Genomic DNA, 19,921 nt, shown 5'->3' on the forward strand with positions numbered 1-19,921 from the left:
AAAAGGTATTATTATGTCAGAAGAAAAATCAAAACAGCTTCTTCATCTGGTTTTTGGCGGTGAATTGGAAAGTCTTGAAGGTATGGATTTTCGTGACCTTGAAGATTTAGACATTGTTGGTATATATCCAAATTATGAGACCGCATTTGCGGCCTGGAAATCCAAGGCTCAGATGACAGTTGATAATGCACACATGCGTTATTTCATTGTACATATGCATAAGCTGCTAGAACCTGGTATTGACGACTAGTCTGCCTTCGACTGTTGAAAAGAAAGAGCTCATTTTGAATCTGCGGTCGATTTCTAAATCCATATTGCGCTCAAATTTGTTCCAGGCTGTTGCAGCACGGATGCTATATTTTGTGCTCTGGTTTATTTATAAGACAAACACACCAGATCCGGATGCAAAAGAGCAGGAAAAAATTGCATTTTCAAATGAACCTTGCATTTTTGTTCTGTGGCATGGCCAGCATTTGCTTACACCTTTCTTCGCGCCGCGCGGGACTAAAGCAACAGCTTTAGTTTCAAAAAGCGCGGATGCAGAAATTAATGCGCGAATTCTGAAGCTTGCCGGTCATAATGTTGTGCGAGGTTCAGGTGGAAGAGTGCGAGAAGCCACCCGTGAAAAAGGGGGCGTATCCGCAACATTGGCCCTCAAAAACAAGCTGAAAATGGGTGAGAATATTGTTGTCATTGCGGATGTATCAAAAAGCGAGCCACGAAAATCTGGTCGTGGTGTCGTGAGTTTAGCAAAAATATCAGGTCGGCCAATTGTCCCACTGGCCATGGCAACAAGCCGTTTTAAAGTGATTGAAAAAAGTTGGGACAAAACAACAATTAACAAACCATTTGGCAAAGCTTGTGCCCGTGTTGGGAACCCGATTTTTGTCCCCTCCGATTGTCAAGCAGAAGATTTAGATCTTTATCGTAAAAAAGTTGACGATGAACTCAATCGCGTTACAATCGAGGCTTATGGGGTGGTTGGACATAGTTTATGAGTAATATTTTAGCGCGCACGATACTGAGCGGGTATAGATGGACGGGCGCGGCTGTATATCCGCTACTAGGTCCATATCTTGCCTATCGTGCTGCCAAAGGCAAAGAAGAACGAGACCGCCGCAGCGAGCGCTACGGGCGTTCAAAAGTTGCACGTCCGAACGGTCCGCTTATCTGGTTCCATGCCGCAAGTGTGGGAGAAACCATTGCCGTTATTCCTTTGATTGAAGAAGTTGTTGGCCGCAATATTTGTGTTGTTCTCACCACCGGTACTGTGACATCGGCAAATATTTGTCGGGACAGATTGGGTGACAAAGTCATTCACCAATATGTACCACTGGATCTAAAACCAGCAATCAGTAATTTTCTAGACCATTGGAAACCTGATCTTGCAATCATTTCCGAATCCGAAATATGGCCAATGACGATTCTCGAACTAGGATCTCGCCGTATGCCTCAAATTTTGGTCAATGGCAGAATGTCAGATAATTCATTTGATCGTTGGAACAAAAGTCCAGTACTTGCGGAAGCCTTGTTCGAAAATTTATCCCATGTGATCGCACAGTCCGATTTAGATGGCGAACGTTTTAGCGCTCTTGGTGCGCGTTCGGTGAGTGTTTCAGGTAATCTTAAAGTTGATACAGATCTGCCGCCTTTTTCACAAGCAGATCTTGCGATTTTGAAAAAACAAATGAGCTTGAGACCAAGCTGGGCGTCTATTTCAACATTTGAAGGTGAAGAAGCTATCGTTGCAGATACGCTTTTAAGCATTAAGACGAAAATTAAAAATCCGCTTTCCATTATTGTCCCGCGCCATGTTGAACGGTCTGATACGATAGAAAAAATGCTCTTGGATAAGGGGTTAAAGGTAGCGCGTCGGTCGCGTGGTGATCATATCACACCTGATGTTGATGTTTTTATCGGAGATACGACAGGTGAGATGGGGCTTTATCTTAGTCTTACGAATATCGTCTTTGTTGGAAAGTCTTTAACAGGTGAAGGTGGGCAGAACCCGCTTGAACCTGCGATGCTGGGTTGCGCAATTCTTTCTGGTCCAAATGTGCAAAACTTTAGAGACGCCTATCGTGCATTGTTGCAAAATGGTGCTGCGCGCCTTGTCAAAGATGGTGATGGATTAACAAGTTGTCTGCTCCATTTATTGGAAAATGATGATGTGAGAGACACGATGATTGAAGCAGGTCAATCGACATTGCTAACTATGCGCGGTTCATTGGATATCACGGTGAAAAACCTTGAACCCTATCTCACCCCATTGATGATTGAATCAAGTCTTTTACGCTCCAGAAACAGTAATAAAGTTGGGAGTTAAAAATGGCGTCGGATGCTCCTCCCTTTTGGTATGAAAATCCTGGTTTAAAGTCGTTTTTGATGTCGCCTTTTGGCTGGATTTATGGTGCTGTGGCGACGCGCCAAATGAAAAATGCCAAGCGTGAAGAACTTGAAATTCCGGTTTTATGTGTTGGTAATTTCACAGTCGGGGGCACAGGCAAAACGCCGACTGCTATCACCATTGCAAAAGCTGCAATTGATATGGGTCTGAAACCCGGATTTTTGACGCGTGGTTATGGTGGAGCCGTGGCTGAGCCGACGCTTGTTGATGTTGACCACCATGGAGCAAAATATGTTGGTGACGAACCGTTGTTGTTGGCAATGGTAGCACCAACCATTGTTTCTCCTGATCGCATTAAAGGCGCAGAAAAACTTATAGAGCATGGCGTTGATATCATTTTAATGGATGATGGCTTTCAAAGCGCGCATTTGTGTTTTGATTTTGCGTTGCTTGTTGTGGATGCATATCGCGGCCTTGGAAATGGAAAAATTATTCCAGCTGGACCAGTTCGCGCTCCACTTAAACGTCAAATGCTATATGTTGACGCATTGGCAGTTGTTGGGGATGGCAGTGCAGCAGACCAACTGATCCGAATTGCCGCACGATCTGCAAAACCAGTTTATCCAGCATTGTTAAAGCCGACAGGTGAACAAAATTTCGCGGGAGTGTCGTGTTTGGCCTTTGCCGGAATTGGCAATACAGAAAAGTTTTTCACAACTCTAAAAGACTGTGGTGCTAATGTTGAGATAAAAATGTCTTATCCTGATCATCACTATTACGCAGATGACGAGATAAAAGAGCTTCTCGAACTTGCAGATAACAACAATCTAACTTTGGTTACAACCGCCAAAGACTTCGTTCGAATTAAGTCCGGGTTAGGTCTTTCTCAAGAACTTGCAGAACGTGTAAAAGTGTTAGATATCAATATGGCATTTGATGATTTTGGAACGAGCAAACTGCTGATCAAGCGCACAATTGAAAACTACAAAAAGCGTCGCTTAAAGCATAAATAGTCTAACGATTAATTCGGCATATTTTGTACTTCAGCCGTATAGGACGCATCTGCATCAATATAGGCTTCTTGGCGCGCCACGCTCCAATATTTAAGTTCATCGATTGGAATTCTTTGACCCGTAACAGCGCATAAAACATAGCTGCCTTGAACAATGATTTGAAAATCAGCATCGAGGTAGCGGATTTTTGCAGGTGCTGCACCATCAAACCTATTCATCTTTGTTCCTTAATTTCAATTGATATGACCAAAACGACAGCGATTGCTCTTTGATAATAGTCAATAGGCGGCATTGCAATGTTTTATTGTGTTTTGGGAATGTACATTAAAGCATGCGACTACCGTCACCTTCGCGAAAATAGTTTCTCTATTTCTTCTAGTCCAAGCTCTATATAGGTCGGTCGCCCATGGTTGCATTGGCCAGAACCGGGCGTGTCTTCCATTTGTCGCAACAAAGCATTCATTTCATCTGCTTGCATGCGCCTACCTGAACGTACAGAGCCGTGACATGCCATTGTCGATGCAACAGCTTCTAATTTTTGAGCAAGGCCAGAAGCATCATCCCATTCTGCAATTTCATCACTAAGTTGCCTGAGCAGCGCTGATGCATCGGTTTCTCCCAAGATTGCAGGGGTTTCGCGTACCGCAATTGCACCGGGTCCAAAGCGTTCAATGGTGAGGCCCAGTTTTGAAAAATCCTCGCTGAATTGCATTAATCGGTCACATTCATCTTCGCTAAAGTCGATGATTTCAGGAATAAGCAATGCTTGCGCAGCAACTTCGTTTGAAAATAAAGACTTCTTCATGCGTTCATAAACAATGCGCTCATGGGCTGCGTGTTGATCGACGATGATCATGCCATCTTCTGTTTGTGATAAAATGTAGTTCTCATGGATTTGCGCGCGTGCAGCACCCAAACGTTTTTGAATATGATCCGGCTTAACTTCCTGTGTTTCAAATCTGGCGGAAGGCGTTTGCGTCGTATCAAATGTCGATTGTGGCGTTTCTCCAAATCCATCATTTATCGGTCGTGATGGTGAGTTCTCTATCGACCAATTTGAGGATGGTTGAGATGCAAAATCGTGTTGCTGCCAATTGGGTGTTGCAGGGGCGGGAGCCTCAACGCGAAAAGCGCTGATCATATCACTGGATGCAGTACTGGAGGATCGATCACCAGAAATACCTAGTGATTGCCGAATTGCACCAATGATTAAACCGCGCATCATCTGTGGATCTCGAAATCTCACATCAGCTTTTGCCGGATGCACATTGACATCCACAAGTGCCGGATCGAGTGAAATAAACAACACAGCGACCGGATATCGCCCTTTGGGTAACCTGTCGGAATAAGCAGCGCGCAAAGCGGATAAAACCATTTTATCCTGAATTGGACGCCCGTTAACATAGGCAAATTGATGCAGAGAATTCCCACGGTTAAAGGTGGGAACACCAATATATCCACCGAGCGAAATTGTTTCTCGAACAGCGTCTAGCTCAATTGTATTATCAGCGAAATCACGTCCCAAAACTTGAGAAATTCGCGCCAATTGATCATCGCCAGTGGCTTTAAATTCAATGCTTGAACGATCCGGCCCTGTCAGAGAAAAATGAATATGCGGAAATGCGATTGCTATTCGCTTGACCACATCTGCAATCGCTGTGTTTTCCGCACGATCACTTTTCATGAATTTTAAGCGTGCAGGCGTTGCAAAAAACAGATCTTTCACTTCAATAAGAGTACCGGGATTTGTCCCTTTGGGACGAACGTCTGATACGGTGCCACCATGCACAGAAATTTCATACCCGATCTCTGCATCTGGAAGACGGCTGCGGATACTTAGCTTGGACACCGATCCAATTGAAGGTAAGGCCTCGCCGCGAAAACCGAGTGAACTTATATCGTCTAATCGATCATCAATTTTGGATGTGCAATGCCGCTCGATAGCGAGCCTCAACTCATCCTTGGTCATCCCGCAACCATTGTCTATCACACGCAACAATGCCTTGCCGCCCGAAGCTGTTGCGATTTCAATGCGTGTTGCACCTGCATCGATTGAGTTTTCGACAAGCTCCTTAACCACACTGGATGGGCGTTCCACCACTTCGCCGGCGGCAATCTGGTTCACAAGCGTGTCTGATAAGCGTTTTATGGTCATCGTTCTATTGTCATGGATTCGAATAAATGAGAAAAGAGGTTTCGCCCATTTTTCGAATACACTTCACATTATTTGCAAGAAAAACTGCAAGAAAGGCCATAATCCTTGTCCTCATCTGATAAAATTGTCGCCGAACTGAAATCATTATTCAATCATGGCCTCGAAGTGGCCGACCCGATAAACTGTGTTCCAAAACATTTGCCAGTAAAACCACAAGGTCGGGTCTTGGTCATATCAGCAGGGAAAGCTGCTGCATCAATGGCGTACGCTGTTGAGCAAAAATGGGGAGATGGCTTGGAAGGCATCGCGGTTACCAGATATGGACACGGCAAACAATGCCAATCAATCGAAGTGATTGAGGCTGCGCATCCGGTGCCAGACAATCGTGGTGAAATCGCCGCAAAAAGGTTGTTAGAGGTTGCAAACACGCTTGAAGAAAATGATATGGCTTTATGTCTGATTTCAGGTGGTGGGTCAGCTTTGCTTGGTTTGGCGGCGGACGGTCTTACATTTGAAGATAAAAAAGCAATCAATAAAGCACTTTTGGCATCCGGCGCACCGATTGGCGAAATGAATATCGTGCGCAAGCATTTATCCGCAATTAAAGGTGGACGTTTAGCAAAAGCCGCTTATCCAGCAAAAGTTCTCACCATGGCAATTTCAGATGTGCCTGGCGATGACCCCTCAGTCATAGCGTCAGGGCCAACAGTGCCGGATGAAAGCACCAGTGAGCAGGCATTAGAAATCATTGATCGCTATGGTATATCAATTCCTGATCACGTGCGCCGCCATTTGCAAAGCCCTGCAAGTGAAACACCAAAACCTGGCGATAAGATTTTTGAAAAATCAGAGGTGGTCATGGTTGCTAAGCCAGCTGATATGGTCAATTCAGTTTGTATGAGAGCTGAAAACCTCGGATTTAACGTTATCAATCTAGGTGCTGATATTGAGGGTGAAGCCAAGGAAGTTGGCGAAGAGCACGCGAAAATGGCGCTTGAATATCAGGCCAAGATGAAAGATGGAGACAAACCAATAGCGATCATCTCTGGTGGTGAGACGACGGTGACGATTACCGGTGAAGGCGGAAAAGGCGGACGAAACTGCGAATATATTTTATCGCTTGCTGTTGCGCTTAATGGCGCTGAAAATATCCACGCGCTTGCATGTGACACAGATGGGATTGATGGCAGTGAAGATGTCGCGGGTGCAATCATCACGCCTGACACTCTAACGCGAGCACAATCAGCTGGGTATTCTGCGAAAGAAATGCTCGCAAAGCACGATTCTTACACAATGTTTCAAGCAATAGGAGATTTGTATAAAACAGGCCCAACATTGACAAATGTCAATGATTTACGCGTGATTTACATCGCAAAAAACGGCTAACAGGCCGATTTTGATACGTAATCTGAGGGACAACTGATAGTATAAAATTAACAATTGTCCCTTAATTATAGTCCCACGAACGAAAAGATTAGTAATCAAATGTGAGACTGGGGCTTTGATTAAATGGATTTAGCGTCCACAAGATCGAATGAAATTGCGGAAGATTCCTCAAGATTTACTGACCCATTAACGGGTCTGGGTAATCGCCGACGCTTGATCGACAAGATACTGCGTTTGGTTGATGAACGTGCGATGGACCCCGCTCCATTTACAGTCGGCATCATGAATATCGATGGGTTCAAGCCCATTAATGATTTGTTTGGGCATGCAGCTGGCGATGAAATTCTAAGCCAGATCGCACATCGCTTGAAAAGCTGTCTTCCTGAAGGTGCTACATGCGCTCGCCTGAATGGCGATGAATTCGGCTTTTTACTGCCCCTCATTTTCGATAAGGAAAATGCCACAAAACTTGGCAAGGTTTTAGCCGAAGTTTGTTCAGCGCCATATGATTTGGGCGACCGAAATGTGCGTTTGTCATCTTCTTTTGGATTTTCCATCTACCCATTTGCTGGCGAAGATGAAAATTCATTGCTCGAAAGTGCAGACACAGCGCTATATCGTTCTAAACGACGTGGCCGTAACCAAATCACTGTTTATTCGGAAGAAATTGCTGATCAGATCAAACGTGGCACTCAAATTGAGCAAGCGTTACGTCGTGCAATCACAGCTGACGAAGTTGAAGTTCACTTCCAACCAATCATTGATTTATCAACCAACATTCCTGTTGGATTTGAAGGCTTAGCGCGTTGGACAGATCGCGAACTTGGATTTGTTTCACCTGGCGCATTTATTCCATTGGCTGAAGAGCGTGGATTTATCGATAGCTTAACTGAAGTGCTGCTGAAAAAAGCAGTCAAGGTTGCGCAAACATGGCCGGAAGGTATGTTCTTATCGTTCAACTTGTCATCTGCACAACTTGTAGATCCAAGCACAGCGGCTTCAATCATCCAAATCCTGCATCGTTCAGGGATCGATGCACGCGCGGTTGAAATGGAAATCACTGAAACTGCGATGATGACCGATCCTGATACAGCTAATAAAATCATGAACGAGCTGCGCGCCGCCGGTGTTGGTATTTCGCTGGACGATTTTGGTACAGGCCAATCCAGCCTTGGTCGATTGCGTGATTTCGCATTTGATAAGGTCAAGATTGACCGCGCTTTTGTGAGCAAAATCACCGATGACCGTCCAACCGAGCACATCGTCAAAGCAATCCTAACCATGTGTTATGGTCTTGATCTATTAGCCGTGGCTGAAGGGATCGAAACGGAAGAACAAGCCGACATGCTCAGAGAAATGGGCTGTGCTTACGGGCAGGGCTATTTATTCGGTAAAGCACAAAATGCTAAGGATACTTGCATGTATCTGGAAACATTGGGTATTTTACCACGCGGTTCGTCGCTAAACTTTCAATATTAAGAACTAAGCCGAAAGTAGATTTTGTAGATTTCCGTATGCCCTGATCTGTTCAATTTTATTTTCAAGCGCTGACCAGTCGTCTTTTTCTGCAATCTCTGACCAGATATCTTCAACTTCATCTATGAGCAATGTTGTCGCTTTTGCACCGGGCTTTGTAAGTTCGTTATCAAGATAAGCATCGATATTTGGCAAGGTTTCACATTTTCGAATATTTGTGATCAGAACACCCATTTCTCCCGTTCTATAAAATTCTGCATTGGGGCTTTGGGTGAGTCTTTCTTGTTTGGCACCACCCGCTAAATCAAAAAATGCCTGTTCAAATAACGCATCACTGTCTTGGAGCGTTTTATAATATAGCGGTATAAGCGGATGTGGTTCTGAACCTACGTCTTTGAGCCCAAGACGCTTTAACGTGAGCTTTTGAAGCTCAGCTTCAAAAATAGGTGAATAACCTTCGATAGCTGATTTAAGTTCATCAATATCGCAAAGTGGGATCAAACATTCTGCCAATCGCGCCAAGTTCCATTGTAAAGCATCAGGCTGGCGCCCAAAGGCATAAAGACCAGAATGGTCAAAATAAGCTGCGGTAAAATCTGCATCCAAATTGGGTAGAAAACGCCATGGACCATAATCAAAGCTTTCACCTGTGATGGTGATATTATCAGTATTGAGCACACCGTGGACAAAGCCTGCTACGAACCATTGCGCACCCATTTTCGCAACAGCGTTCACCACCAGTTTGAAAAACGCCAATACAGGATTGTCAGATTGTTTTGCCTCAGGCCAATAGTTCTCAATCGCGTAATTCACCAATTTCTCAATATTCTCGTGATCTTTTAGATATAAAAGTCGCTGAAACGTTCCGATACGAATATGGCTGTGATTAAGACGTACCAAAACACTTGACCGTGCAGGGGAGGGTTCGTCATTGCGGTAAAGCCGTTCACCTGTTTCAATCAGGCTAAAGCTTTTGGATGTATTGACCCCAAGGGCGGTGAGCAGTTCTGTAGCAAGAACCTCGCGCACGCCACCTTTAAGCGTTAGGCGTCCGTCACCGGCGCGCGACCATGGTGTTTGCCCAGAGCCTTTTGTACCAAGATCTAACAAGCGATCTTTGTCATCAATCATTTGTGCAAATAAGAACCCCCGTCCATCACCAAGCTCGGGGTTATAGCTGCGGAATTGGTGGCCATGATAGCGAAGCGCCAATGGCTGTTGAAGATTTTTAGGTAATGGTTTGAAACGGCCAAAATGTGCGAGCCATTCTTCTTCGGAAAGCGTTTCAAGCCCGATCGTTTTTGCAGCTGCTTGGTTGCAATATCGCAATATGGTTTTGGGAAAATCTGCAGCTTCCACTGGATCAAAAAATGCCTCTCCTAAATTGAGATGCTGTGTGGACGGGCTATAAGGATGAGGCATTTAAAAATCTCTGCATACGAGTTGTTTGAGTATCGTACATTTAGGGTGCCAGAGCGCAAGTTGTAATGGGCAAATAAAAAAGAGCGCCAATCAGATTGGCGCTCATCTTCGAATACAAATGTATTCACAGGGAGGATTTCATCAAATCAGCTCTTAAACAAAGCGGTTGATGACGTTTTCAAGGTATTCTTGACGCCCTGAAATTGGCTCAGGGTTCACATCCGCTTGCTCGACATAGCTTGAAATTTCTTCAAGACCATATTCTCCATTGAGCATTTTCTGTGCTTCATCGCCTTTCCAACCGGCATAACGATCTTCAACAAAACTATCGAGTGTTCCATCTTCGATCATTGCAGCTGCTGCTTTAAGACCGCGCGCACAGATATCCATGCCACCAATATGACCGTGTAGCAGATCTTCTGCATCTACAGACTGACGACGGATTTTCGCATCAAAGTTTGTGCCGCCTGTTTTAAGGCCGCCATCTTTTAAGATGTGATAATATGCAAGCGCGACTTCAGGCACGTTATTGGGGAACTGGTCGGTATCCCAGCCAGACTGATAGTCATTGCGGTTCATATCAATCGAGCCCAACATGCCAAGGCTAGCAGCTGTCGCAATCTCATGCTCAAAACTATGGCCAGCTAGGATGGCGTGGCCTTGTTCGAGATTAAGCTTCACTTCATTTTCCAAACCGTGTCGCTTTAAGAACCCATAACATGTTGCCGCATCATAATCATATTGATGCTTACTTGGTTCTTGTGGTTTTGGCTCAACAAGAATTGTGCCTTTAAAGCCAATCTGGTGTTTATATTCAACCACCATATTGAGCATACGGCCCATTTGCGCATCTTCTTTGCCAAGATCAGTATTGAGCAGTGTTTCATAGCCCTCGCGACCACCCCAGAGGACGTAATTCTCACCACCCAATTTGTGCGTCGCGTCCATGCACGACTTAATTGTAGCCGCTGAATAGGCAAACACATCCGGGTCCGGATTTGTGCTCGCACCTGACATAAAGCGCTTATGCGAGAACAGATTTGCCGTTCCCCACAAAAGTTTTATGCCCGTCTCAGCTTGCTTTTGTTCAAAAATTCCAACGATTTCTTCTAAGTTTCGCTTGCTTTCAGCATAATTGGCGCCTTCCGGGCGCACATCCGCATCATGGAAGCAGTAATAGGGTGCACCCAGAATTTCGAACATGTCAAAAGCAATATCAGCTTTTAGTTTTGCATTGCCCATTTCATCTTGCGGGTACCACGGTCTGTCAAAAGTGCGCCCACCAAATGGATCGCCACCTTCCCAAGCAAAAGAATGCCAATAAGCAACGGCAAAACGCAAATGGTCCTCCATGCGTTTACCCATGACCATTTCATCGGGATTATAGTGACGAAAAGCCATCGGATTTGTGCTATTCGGCCCTTCATATTTTATTTTTTCGATCCCTGAAAAGAAACCTGTTTTCATGAGTACACTCCTCTTAATGCAGGGTATAATGCGCGGTATTGTTGATACGCGTCATCAAACGCCTGACTCATATTTAAATTTGGTTCAAAACTTTTTGCAGTTTTTGGCAAAGACATAATCTGATCAATTGGTGCGTTTGAAACAGAAGCTTGCGCTAAGCGAGCTGCGCCAAATGCAGCACCAAAATCACCCTTTTCAGGTAAATCAATTGGTTTGCCCAAAATAGTTGCCAATAGGCTTAGCCAATAATCTGAGCGTGAGCCGCCACCCACTGCGATAATCCGATCAAGTTCAGTTCCCGCCTGACGCAGGGCCTCTAAATTATCGCGTAACGCAAAGCTTACACCTTCGATCACAGCTTGGGTTAGATCCTGCGATGTGCTGGCAATATCGATATTGGAGAATGAGCCACGAATGGTGCTGTCATTATGCGGAGTGCGTTCGCCTGAAAGATAGGGCAGGAATTTAACCGCATTGGGAGATTTGATTTCTGATCCAAGTGCGGCTGTCAGGTCGGATGGTTTTTGGCCTGTAATGTTTGACAACCAGTTCAAGCTATCGGTCGCAGATAAGATCACACCCATCTGATGCCACATGGAAGGTATCGCATGGCAAAATGTATGCACAGCGCTTTCAGGATCAGGGAGATAAGAATTATTCGCAGCAAACAAAACACCTGATGTACCTAAAGATACAAAAGCTTCACCTTCACCGGTTGCGCCGATACCGCAAGCTGATGCCGCATTATCACCGGCACCACCTGCAACCACAACACCATTTTGCATGCCAAATTCAGATGCCAATTCGGAACGCAATTCCCCGGAAGCTTCGCTACCTTCTACAAGGCTTGGCATTTGATCAGCTGACATGCCAGAAGCTTCAAGCAGCTCATCTGACCAGTTGCGCTTTTCAACATCGAGCCAGGATGTGCCAGCCGCATCGGACATTTCAGACACATGCTCGCCTGTCAGCCAAAGTCGTAGGAAATCTTTTGGCAACAACACTTTAGCAGTTCGATCAAAAATATCAGCTTCATTGTTTTTAACCCAAGCAAGCTTGGGCGCTGTAAATCCTGGGAAGACGATATTGCCCGACAGTTTTCTGAAAATTGGGTTTTCATCAAACGCTTGCGCTTCTTTCGATGAGCGTGTGTCATTCCACAAGATACAAGGGCGCAAGACTGCATCGGATGCATCGATCAGCGTTGCACCATGCATATGCCCTGAAATACTAATCGCCTTCACGGCAGACATATGGCCGGGATTTTCCGTTTTTAATGACGAGAGTGCCGTTCTGCAGCCATCAATCCAATCCTGTGGGTTCTGCTCTGACCAGCCGATATGGGGACGTGTGACATCATAGTGAGCTTCAGCGGAGGCAATCATCTTTTGTGCCTCATCCATTAAAATAGCTCTGACACCTGATGTGCCAAGATCTAAACCTATAAACATTCCCACCTCATTTAATTTAACCCTTAAAAAATTACATTTTACTGAGTTGATGTCAAGAAGGTTTTCAGGTTATTACGGATAAGGGCTTATTTAAAGGATAGTTGATTGAGCAAAACTAAAGAGGTTTACCTTTCTGATGACGTCAGAAAACAGAATCGATTGCGCATAATTTCGCAGTTTCGGTTGCATGGAAAAAAATCTCGAACAGAAATTAGTCGGCTTGCGGATCTAAGTCCCGGTACGGTCACCAATGTCAGCACGATGTTGCTTGATGATGGGATTATTAGGGTCTGCGAAGCGGATAGTTCAAATCAAGCAAGCAGCTCTCATGGGCGACCGCGGGTACAATTGGACATCAATCCAAACTACAAATTTGTTGTTGCCGGATCGCTGACATATAATTCCATTTCTTTATCGGTGGTAGATTACGTTGGCGAAAAGATAGCCACTGTTCAGGAAAAGGTTTCTTTAGATGATATGAGCGGGCAGGAGGTTGCCAAATTCATTATCTCAATGCTCGATGGGCTTACGCTAAAGACTACGCCATCCATTTTCGTTTTAGGTGTGCAAGGCTTAACAAATAATGACGGCAAAGAGATTTTGTGGTCGCCTATTTTGTCTGAGAGTGGTTTGAAATTTGCGGATCATTTATCGCAATTATCCAATGCAGAAGTGATCGTTGCAAATGATAGCGCAATGATAGCCAGAAGCCTCTCAAAAGATAAAGCTTATGCTGAGGGAACTTTTGCTGCGGTTCTCATGTCCTATGGTATTGGCCTTGGTTTATATATCGATGGTGAGCCCTTTCAAGGGGCAAAATCATCTGCTTCGGAACTGGGGCATATTTCCTTTAAAGGGAATGATGGCGCGTTGTGCCGGTGTAAAAAACATGGTTGTGTTGAAGCATATGCGAGTGACTACGCCATTTGGAGGCGCGCACATCAGTTAGATCCAAATACGTTACCAGACAAACAAGTCACTAGCGAAGATATTGCCCATATCATTGCAGATGCAAAAAAATCAGACGGTCCAGCAAGAGAGGCCATTCGTGAGGCGGGTCGCGCAATCGGCTTTGGGCTAGCCATCATGTTTGGATTATTTGACGCTTTCCCTGTGGTGTTTGTTGGCCGTGGTGCGCAGGCACTTGATTTGATGGAAAACGAAATTCGGCAATCACTTAATGATCATTTTCGCTTTCACACGCAAATCGATGTTTCTTTTACACAATCAAGCAATGCACTAATGCATGTCGAAAACGGAAGTTCGATAGTAGGTCTAGAGTGGCTCGATCAACAAGCTGCTTTTGGCAGCTCATAGCGTTTTGATCTTGGGTGTCCGCAATTGTGTTATTAGCGCCAACTAAATAGATTGATGGGGCAGGCGCGAAAAGGGTTTTCATTAAAATTCTCAGGTTGCGTTGAGGTTAAACAGGTTTTGCATCGGGGATGCTTTCCCAGACAGCGCGATCTTCAGTAAATTCGTTAAATGAATGTTCAACTCCGGGGTCGTCATCCAAACAATGCGCATTGATGGGAAAGCTCTCATCAGGAGAAAGCGGTTCTCCAAGAGCTGTGCCGCAAGAGCGGCAAAATGATCTGGTATATGTGAAAGGATCACTCGGTTTTATTGTCTCAATATCCGCTTCTCCAGAAATCAATTTGAACTGATTTCGAGTAATAAAAATAATCGTAGAAGATCCTAATTTTCGGCAACGAGAACAATGGCATGTGCCAAGTGATGATGGCGTACCTTCAATTTCAAAACGGACCGATCCGCAAGCACAGCTTCCCTTTATTGTCATCATCAATTCCTCTCATTTTGATTTGATATCTAATTTTACCACCCCTATGCTGACACCGTACTGTCAGCATGATGTCAGTATGTTTGTTTTGAGGAATGGGGATGCGACATGCGACGCGGCGACAGGTTGTTTGAAATTATTGAAATTCTTCGACGTGCGAGTGGACCCATCTCGAGCCAGTCTATTGGAGAAGAATTAGGGGTCACCAAAAGAACAATCTATCGCGATATCGCCGCGTTGATTGCGCAAGGGGTTCCCATCCAGGGGGAGGCCGGTGTTGGATATGTATTGGAGGACGGCTTCCATATGCCCCCGTTAATGTTAACCTCTGACGAGATCGAGGCTGCAATCTTGGGAGCTCAATGGGTCAAAACTCGCGGAGAACCTGAACTTGCACTTGCTGCGGATAAATTACTGACAAAAATCAAAACTGTTGCCCCAAAACAATTTGATGTTTCTTTTATGCAGCCTGTCGTCAGCGTTGCGCCAGTGGACCAATCCGCTGAAGTACTCGATGCTGCTGAAATTCGCCATGCCATTCGCAATCGACTTAAATTGGCTTTGGCCTATGAAGATAACCACGGGGAGCAATCCCAGCGAATTATCTGGCCAATCCTTTTAGGTTACCGTGAAAGGGGTCGAATTATAGCCGCCTGGTGTGAGCTTCGAAACGGATTTCGATATTTTCGAACAGACCGCATCGTTGCAGGAGAAGTATTAATCGAGAAGATTCCACGCCGTATGGATCTTTTAAGAGCTGAATGGCGCAATGCGATGGATGAAGAACGTAAACAATATGAGATGCCGGATGATGCTAATTAGTTACTTTAGATGCCATTGTTTTAACTCACATCATCATTAGTCGATCATTGACCCAAGCTTTAATTAAAGGATCTCAGTTAGAGTAGTGAAATTCGATTTATAAGACTGTCTGAAATTGATCCTAACGATATTGCCGCGCATATGTCGGATGGGCGAGATAGATTGTGAGGGGGAGAAATTCCTTAAATTCCGATTGGAAACTCAATGAAATACTAAGTGCCTATCTTCAATAAAAAATCAAAAAAAATATTTAGTAAAAATTGAACTAGTATACCAGTAATTATTTATGGTTGTTTTTTGATATTTTTTGGGTGTTTTTGTCTCATTTTTCACCAAATCGATCGCCGTAATTTCACGGTTAATTAAGACTTAAACTAGATAACTACAGTTAAGGGGTGTGTTTTCACACTGGTATGATGCCGTAGCCTGCTTTTGCATGTCATTAATAATGGACTTGGGTAGGACTAATGTATTTTTCCATTTTTAAATTTTCGTTTCTTACAATGTGTATGTTATTAGGTGTTGTTTCCGCCAATACAGCTTTTGCAGCGGAACAACTTCCTGACTGGGCAGCGCAACTACAGACGCAAATTGATGCGCAACAAACAAATTCAGATCATATTTGGACGATGACAGCAGCAGCGCTCGTGCTGATGATGCAATTCGGTTTTCTACTTTTAGAAGCAGGAATGGTGCGGTCAAAAAACTCCATTAACGTTGCTCAAAAGAATATTTCCGATTTCTTTTTAGCCGTTGTTGTATTTTACATGTTTGGTTTTGGCTTGATGTTCGGTGTCAGCGAAAGTGGTTGGATCGGGAATGTTTCCGAACTTGGCATGTTCGATAAAATGGACGAATGGCCTTATACCTTCTTTGTTTTCCAGGCGGTATTCGTCGGCACAGCAGCAACTATTGTTTCAGGGGCTGTTGCTGAACGAATGAAATTTGGTGGTTATCTGTTAATTTCAATTGTAATTGCAGCACTCATCTACCCAGTATTTGGTCACTGGGCATGGGGTAACTTGCTTATTGGTGACAACCCTGCTTGGCTCGCAGATGCAGGTTTTATTGATTTCGCTGGTTCCACAGTGGTGCACTCAGTTGGTGCATGGGTTGGTCTAGCTGGGATCGTTGTAATGGGTGCACGTTTTGGGCGGTTCGGCAAAGATGGTAAGCCGATTGAAATCCAAGGGTACTCAACAGTTCTATCCGCGGGAGGTGCGATTGTGCTGCTCGTCGGTTGGATCGGGTTTAATGGTGGTTCAACGACAGCTGGAACACCAGACTTTGCGCGTGTGGTGGCGAATACAGTCATAGCAGCTGCATTTGGCGGGATTGCAGCTATGTTCATCGGTCGCTTTTATGATGGATTGTATAACCCCACACGCTCAATCAACGGACTACTTGGTGGTTTGGTAGGTATTACAGCTGGTTGTTTTGCAGTTGATCCACAAGGCGCAGCAATCATCGGTTTGATTTGCGGTATGTGCGTGGTCGTTAGCGAAGAGGTTATGCTGCGTGTCTTCAAACTAGATGATGCCGTTGGTGCGATTTCTGTTCACGGTATTGGTGGTGTTGTTGGAACATTGCTTGTGGCATTGTTTGCCACGCAGGAGAATTTGATTGCAGCAACACGCTGGGATCAGTTCTTAGTGCAAGCACAAGGCGTTGCAGTCGCATTTGCTTGGGCATTCCCATTAGCATTTATCGTCTTTAAAGCAGTTGATCTATTGGTTGGTCTTCGTGTGACAGAAGAAGAAGAGCATGAAGGGCTCAATGTGGCAGAACATGGCGCTTCTTTGGGAACAGGTGAATTGCAAAAAGTTCTGGCAACGCTTGTAACAGGGGACGCGGATCTTGGCACGCGCCTTAAAGTCGAACCGGGTGATGAAGCGGGTGAACTGGCAGAGCTCTTTAACTTACTTTTGAACAATTTAGAAGATGAGGAAAAAGCTAAAAGCCGCGATGCTGCGGAACGAGCTGCATATGCTGAACAAGAAAAGCAGGCGGTTATGCAGATTTCTAAAATCATTGAAGCTGCAAGAAATGGTCAGCTTCAAGGGCGTATGGATCTTGACGGTAAAACCGGAGTGATTAAGACAATTTCAGAAGGTCTTAATGGTTTGCTCGATGCGACATCAAATGTTGTTGGGGATATGAAAACTTCTTTGTCAGAACTGGCAAATGGCCGCTTAAAAACAGTTGATATGCAAGACGCACAAGGTGATTTTGCAGATATCAGACATTCATATAACGAAGCGACCTCAAAAATGACAAAGGTTATCCAAACGATTAGTTCAAGTTCGCGAGAAATTGATGGATCTGCAGGACAGCTTGATGAAACAGCTTCAAAGGTCCGCAGTCAGTCTGAAATCCAAGGTGCAAAGATTAATGAATCCACACAAAGGCTTACTGAGATGGAATCGGCAATTTACGGCACTGCTAAAAACGCTGAAAATGCGTCACTAGCGGCTACAGAGACCAGTAAACTATCTGAGCTCTCGCATGAGAAAGCCGGCATGGCAATGCAAAGCATGGAACAGATTAAGGAATCATCTGAGAAGGCCCAAAAGTTCATTGAGTTGGTTGATGATGTTGCATTCCAGACTAACATTCTTGCGCTAAATGCGGCGGTTGAAGCAGCACGTGCGGGAGAATCTGGAAAAGGTTTCGCGGTTGTAGCGCAAGAGATTCGCGATCTATCGATACGAGTTGCAGATCTGTCACATGAGATTGGCGGCATCATGAAGGAAAATGACGTCTTGATCAAAGGCGGTGTAAGCGTCATGGATGAGATCAAGAACTCTCTCGGTCAGATCACCGATGTTGCACAAAACTCAGCTCAGATCATTTCTCAAATCAGCGAAGCTTCCAAAGCCGATACGCAGAATATATCTGCCATCAAACATTTGGTTGATGATATTGAAGAGCTTATGCAATCTACGCTCGGTGAGGCACGCAAAACGTCTGAAGTAACGAGCTTGTTGCGAAACTTCTCTGCTGCACTTCACAATGATGTTTCGCACTTTGATACCAACGCGGTAACAGCGGATTCAAAAGCAGCGTAAATTAGCGACACAGAATAATAAACCAAGAAAAAACCCGCTCGGTTGGAGCGGGTTTTTTTATTTTAGTTTCCGTAGGCGATAGCCGGGAGCCAGGTCGATAATTCGGGGAAGTAGAACACAATCCCCAACCCCAACAATTGAACCAGCACGAACGGGATAATACCGCGATAAATATGCCCAAGCGTTATCTCCGGAGGGCACACGCCTTTAAGATAAAAGAGCGCAAATCCAACCGGCGGGGTTAAGAACGAGGTCTGTAGTGTTACCGCTACAAGGATCGCAAACCACACAACAGATGGATTATCCACGACACCATATCCTTCTATCGGAAGATCCAGCGCCAGAACAACGGGCAACATGAGCGGCATGATGATCAAAGTGATCTCGATCCAATCGAGCAAGAAGCCCAAACAGAAGATGATAAATAGGATAAATCCAATCACCACATATGGGTTGTCAGATGCACCTGTCACCAAGTTTTCAATGATTTCATCACCACCGTAGCGGCGCAAGATAAAGGCAAAGAAACTTGCCGCGATGAAGATGCCGACGATGTAACCTGATGTATTAAGCGTTTGGCGCATCACATCTTTAAAGACTTTGAAGTTTAGATTTCTGCTAGCTAAAGCAAGCAATGTTGCACCCATTGCACCAAGACCAGAGGCTTCCGTTGGTGTCGCAAGGCCAAAGAAGATCGAACCAAGAACCAACAGGATTAACAGCAATGGTGGGACAACCGATAAAGCAACATCAGCAATCACCTTCATAGAAACAGGTTCTCTGTTTTCCGGCAATGGCATCGCTTTAGGGTTCAAAATCCCGTAGATGATGATGAACACAATGTATAAACCACCAAGGATAAGACCAGGGAATAGTGCACCCATGAATAGATCGCCAAGGCTGATCGCCAATTGGTCGGACATAATCACCAGCATAATAGATGGCGGGATCAAAATACCCAAAGTACCGGACGCGGCAATTGTGCCGGTTGCGATCTCCTTGCTGTAATTTTGGTTCATCATGGTTGGAATGCCCATAACGCCGAGCAACACAACAGATGCGCCAATGACGCCTGTTGAAGCAGCAAGAATAATACCGATCAGCATAACAGAAAGCGCTAAACCACCGCGCAGTGATCCGAACAAGGCTTGCATCGCCTTCATCATTTTCTGCGCAACACCTGATTGATCAAGCATTAAGCCCATAAAGATAAACATCGGCAATGCCACAAGCACAGGGTTTTTAATCACCCCACCAAAGAAGCGCCCCGAAATGGCAAAGAGCTTTTTATAGGTTATGCGCGTACGATCAAAATCAATGTATTGCGAAATGGCTTTGGCATTGGGATCAAGCACAAATTCGCCGAGAATGCCGAACAATAGGCCAACGCCCACAAGCGCAAAAGCAACGGGAATGCCGCGAAACAGCATGAAAATAAATGTAAGGAAAAGCATCAGAACCAGGAATTGGTTCATGTTTAATACAGTTCCGATGAGGGACAAGATTTCCATGA

16 protein-coding genes are annotated in these 19,921 nt (G+C 44.8%); 9 read left to right on the forward strand and 7 right to left on the reverse strand.

Translation table 11 applies throughout. The annotated features are described in order from the left end of the window. The first annotated feature begins 13 nt into the window (after nucleotides 1-13). From ACZ1GZ_RS05925 to lpxK, 4 genes are read left to right on the forward strand one after another with little or no spacing between them, the layout of a single operon-like run. On the forward strand, nucleotides 14-250 hold the full coding sequence (locus tag ACZ1GZ_RS05925; RefSeq protein ID WP_472667551.1) for a DUF4170 domain-containing protein: 237 nt from the start codon (nucleotides 14-16) through the stop codon (nucleotides 248-250). A 34-nt stretch (nucleotides 251-284) separates the two neighbouring features. Then, nucleotides 285-998 (forward strand): lysophospholipid acyltransferase family protein, encoded by a 714-nt coding sequence (locus tag ACZ1GZ_RS05930; RefSeq protein WP_472667552.1) that lies wholly within the window; start codon nucleotides 285-287, stop codon nucleotides 996-998. After that, nucleotides 995-2,326: a lipid IV(A) 3-deoxy-D-manno-octulosonic acid transferase gene (gene waaA, locus ACZ1GZ_RS05935; RefSeq protein ID WP_472667553.1), complete on the forward strand. Its 1,332-nt coding sequence runs from the start codon at nucleotides 995-997 to the stop codon at nucleotides 2,324-2,326. Before ACZ1GZ_RS05930 ends, waaA begins: the two co-directional genes overlap by 4 nt. A 2-nt stretch (nucleotides 2,327-2,328) precedes the next feature. Continuing rightward, nucleotides 2,329-3,360 (forward strand): tetraacyldisaccharide 4'-kinase, encoded by a 1,032-nt coding sequence (gene lpxK, locus ACZ1GZ_RS05940; protein ID WP_472667554.1) that lies wholly within the window; start codon nucleotides 2,329-2,331, stop codon nucleotides 3,358-3,360. A gap of 8 nt (nucleotides 3,361-3,368) precedes the next feature. Here the strand turns inward: lpxK and ACZ1GZ_RS05945 are convergent, their stop codons facing one another. Further along, nucleotides 3,369-3,578 carry a DUF2093 domain-containing protein gene (locus ACZ1GZ_RS05945; RefSeq protein WP_472667555.1) on the reverse strand — a complete coding sequence of 70 codons (210 nt, stop codon included), beginning with the start codon at nucleotides 3,576-3,578 and terminating at the stop codon, nucleotides 3,369-3,371. A 125-nt stretch (nucleotides 3,579-3,703) separates the two neighbouring features. After that, nucleotides 3,704-5,515, reverse strand: a complete 1,812-nt coding sequence (mutL, locus tag ACZ1GZ_RS05950) for a DNA mismatch repair endonuclease MutL (RefSeq protein ID WP_472667556.1) — start codon at nucleotides 5,513-5,515, stop codon at nucleotides 3,704-3,706. 105 nt (nucleotides 5,516-5,620) lie between these two features. Here mutL and ACZ1GZ_RS05955 point away from each other — a divergent pair, with 105 nt between their 5' ends. Together ACZ1GZ_RS05955 and ACZ1GZ_RS05960 are read left to right on the forward strand one after the other, a co-directional pair. After that, nucleotides 5,621-6,901 carry a glycerate kinase type-2 family protein gene (locus tag ACZ1GZ_RS05955; protein ID WP_472667557.1) on the forward strand — a complete coding sequence of 427 codons (1,281 nt, stop codon included), beginning with the start codon at nucleotides 5,621-5,623 and terminating at the stop codon, nucleotides 6,899-6,901. A 123-nt stretch (nucleotides 6,902-7,024) separates the two neighbouring features. Beyond that, the gene (locus ACZ1GZ_RS05960; RefSeq protein WP_472667558.1) at nucleotides 7,025-8,380 is read left to right on the forward strand and encodes a putative bifunctional diguanylate cyclase/phosphodiesterase; all 1,356 of its coding nucleotides are present in this window, start codon (nucleotides 7,025-7,027) and stop codon (nucleotides 8,378-8,380) included. A gap of 3 nt (nucleotides 8,381-8,383) precedes the next feature. Here ACZ1GZ_RS05960 and ACZ1GZ_RS05965 read toward each other — a convergent pair whose 3' ends face one another. From ACZ1GZ_RS05965 to xylB, 3 genes are all read right to left on the reverse strand, one after another. After that, a complete protein-coding gene (locus tag ACZ1GZ_RS05965) occupies nucleotides 8,384-9,799 on the reverse strand; it encodes a protein adenylyltransferase SelO (protein ID WP_472667559.1) in 1,416 nt (471 codons plus the stop codon). Nucleotides 9,800-9,952: 153 nt separating this feature from the next. Next, a complete protein-coding gene (gene xylA / locus ACZ1GZ_RS05970) occupies nucleotides 9,953-11,266 on the reverse strand; it encodes a xylose isomerase (RefSeq protein ID WP_472667560.1) in 1,314 nt (437 codons plus the stop codon). Continuing rightward, nucleotides 11,263-12,717 (reverse strand): xylulokinase, encoded by a 1,455-nt coding sequence (gene xylB / locus ACZ1GZ_RS05975; RefSeq protein WP_472667561.1) that lies wholly within the window; start codon nucleotides 12,715-12,717, stop codon nucleotides 11,263-11,265. Before xylB ends, xylA begins: the two co-directional genes overlap by 4 nt. Before the next feature lie 105 nt (nucleotides 12,718-12,822). Here xylB and ACZ1GZ_RS05980 point away from each other — a divergent pair, with 105 nt between their 5' ends. Further along, on the forward strand, nucleotides 12,823-14,034 hold the full coding sequence (locus tag ACZ1GZ_RS05980; protein WP_472667562.1) for an ROK family protein: 1,212 nt from the start codon (nucleotides 12,823-12,825) through the stop codon (nucleotides 14,032-14,034). A gap of 106 nt (nucleotides 14,035-14,140) precedes the next feature. Here ACZ1GZ_RS05980 and ACZ1GZ_RS05985 read toward each other — a convergent pair whose 3' ends face one another. Then, nucleotides 14,141-14,521, reverse strand: coding sequence for a GFA family protein (locus ACZ1GZ_RS05985; protein ID WP_472667563.1), 381 nt, complete (start codon nucleotides 14,519-14,521; stop codon nucleotides 14,141-14,143). 105 nt (nucleotides 14,522-14,626) lie between these two features. Between ACZ1GZ_RS05985 and ACZ1GZ_RS05990 the strand changes: the two genes are divergently transcribed. Then, complete coding sequence (locus ACZ1GZ_RS05990) at nucleotides 14,627-15,340, forward strand: helix-turn-helix transcriptional regulator (protein ID WP_472667564.1); 714 nt, start codon at nucleotides 14,627-14,629, stop codon at nucleotides 15,338-15,340. Nucleotides 15,341-15,807: 467 nt separating this feature from the next. Beyond that, nucleotides 15,808-18,408 (forward strand): ammonium transporter, encoded by a 2,601-nt coding sequence (gene amt, locus ACZ1GZ_RS05995; RefSeq protein WP_472667565.1) that lies wholly within the window; start codon nucleotides 15,808-15,810, stop codon nucleotides 18,406-18,408. 62 nt (nucleotides 18,409-18,470) lie between these two features. On the opposite strand, the gene ACZ1GZ_RS06000 is transcribed toward amt, so the two are convergent. Continuing rightward, nucleotides 18,471-19,919: a TRAP transporter large permease gene (locus ACZ1GZ_RS06000; protein ID WP_472667566.1), complete on the reverse strand. Its 1,449-nt coding sequence runs from the start codon at nucleotides 19,917-19,919 to the stop codon at nucleotides 18,471-18,473. Nucleotides 19,920-19,921: the final 2 nt, after the last annotated feature.

It is taken from the genome of Lentilitoribacter sp. JB5-8 (genome assembly GCF_055693385.1).

Bases quoted from the DNA above. Each gene is read 5' to 3' on its own strand.
- ACZ1GZ_RS05945 (WP_472667555.1), bottom strand. From the start codon at position 3,578: ATGAATAGGTTTGATGGTGCAGCACCTGCAAAAATCCGCTACCTCGAT.
- mutL (WP_472667556.1), bottom strand. From the start codon at position 5,515: ATGACCATAAAACGCTTATCAGACACGCTTGTGAACCAGATTGCCGCC.
- lpxK (WP_472667554.1), top strand. From the start codon at position 2,329: ATGGCGTCGGATGCTCCTCCCTTTTGGTATGAAAATCCTGGTTTAAAG.
- ACZ1GZ_RS05990 (WP_472667564.1), top strand. From the start codon at position 14,627: ATGCGACGCGGCGACAGGTTGTTTGAAATTATTGAAATTCTTCGACGT.
- ACZ1GZ_RS05965 (WP_472667559.1), bottom strand. From the start codon at position 9,799: ATGCCTCATCCTTATAGCCCGTCCACACAGCATCTCAATTTAGGAGAG.
- xylB (WP_472667561.1), bottom strand. From the start codon at position 12,717: ATGTTTATAGGTTTAGATCTTGGCACATCAGGTGTCAGAGCTATTTTA.
- waaA (WP_472667553.1), top strand. From the start codon at position 995: ATGAGTAATATTTTAGCGCGCACGATACTGAGCGGGTATAGATGGACG.
- amt (WP_472667565.1), top strand. From the start codon at position 15,808: ATGTATTTTTCCATTTTTAAATTTTCGTTTCTTACAATGTGTATGTTA.
- xylA (WP_472667560.1), bottom strand. From the start codon at position 11,266: ATGAAAACAGGTTTCTTTTCAGGGATCGAAAAAATAAAATATGAAGGG.
- ACZ1GZ_RS05925 (WP_472667551.1), top strand. From the start codon at position 14: ATGTCAGAAGAAAAATCAAAACAGCTTCTTCATCTGGTTTTTGGCGGT.
- ACZ1GZ_RS06000 (WP_472667566.1), bottom strand. From the start codon at position 19,919: ATGGAAATCTTGTCCCTCATCGGAACTGTATTAAACATGAACCAATTC.
- ACZ1GZ_RS05985 (WP_472667563.1), bottom strand. From the start codon at position 14,521: ATGATGACAATAAAGGGAAGCTGTGCTTGCGGATCGGTCCGTTTTGAA.
- ACZ1GZ_RS05960 (WP_472667558.1), top strand. From the start codon at position 7,025: ATGGATTTAGCGTCCACAAGATCGAATGAAATTGCGGAAGATTCCTCA.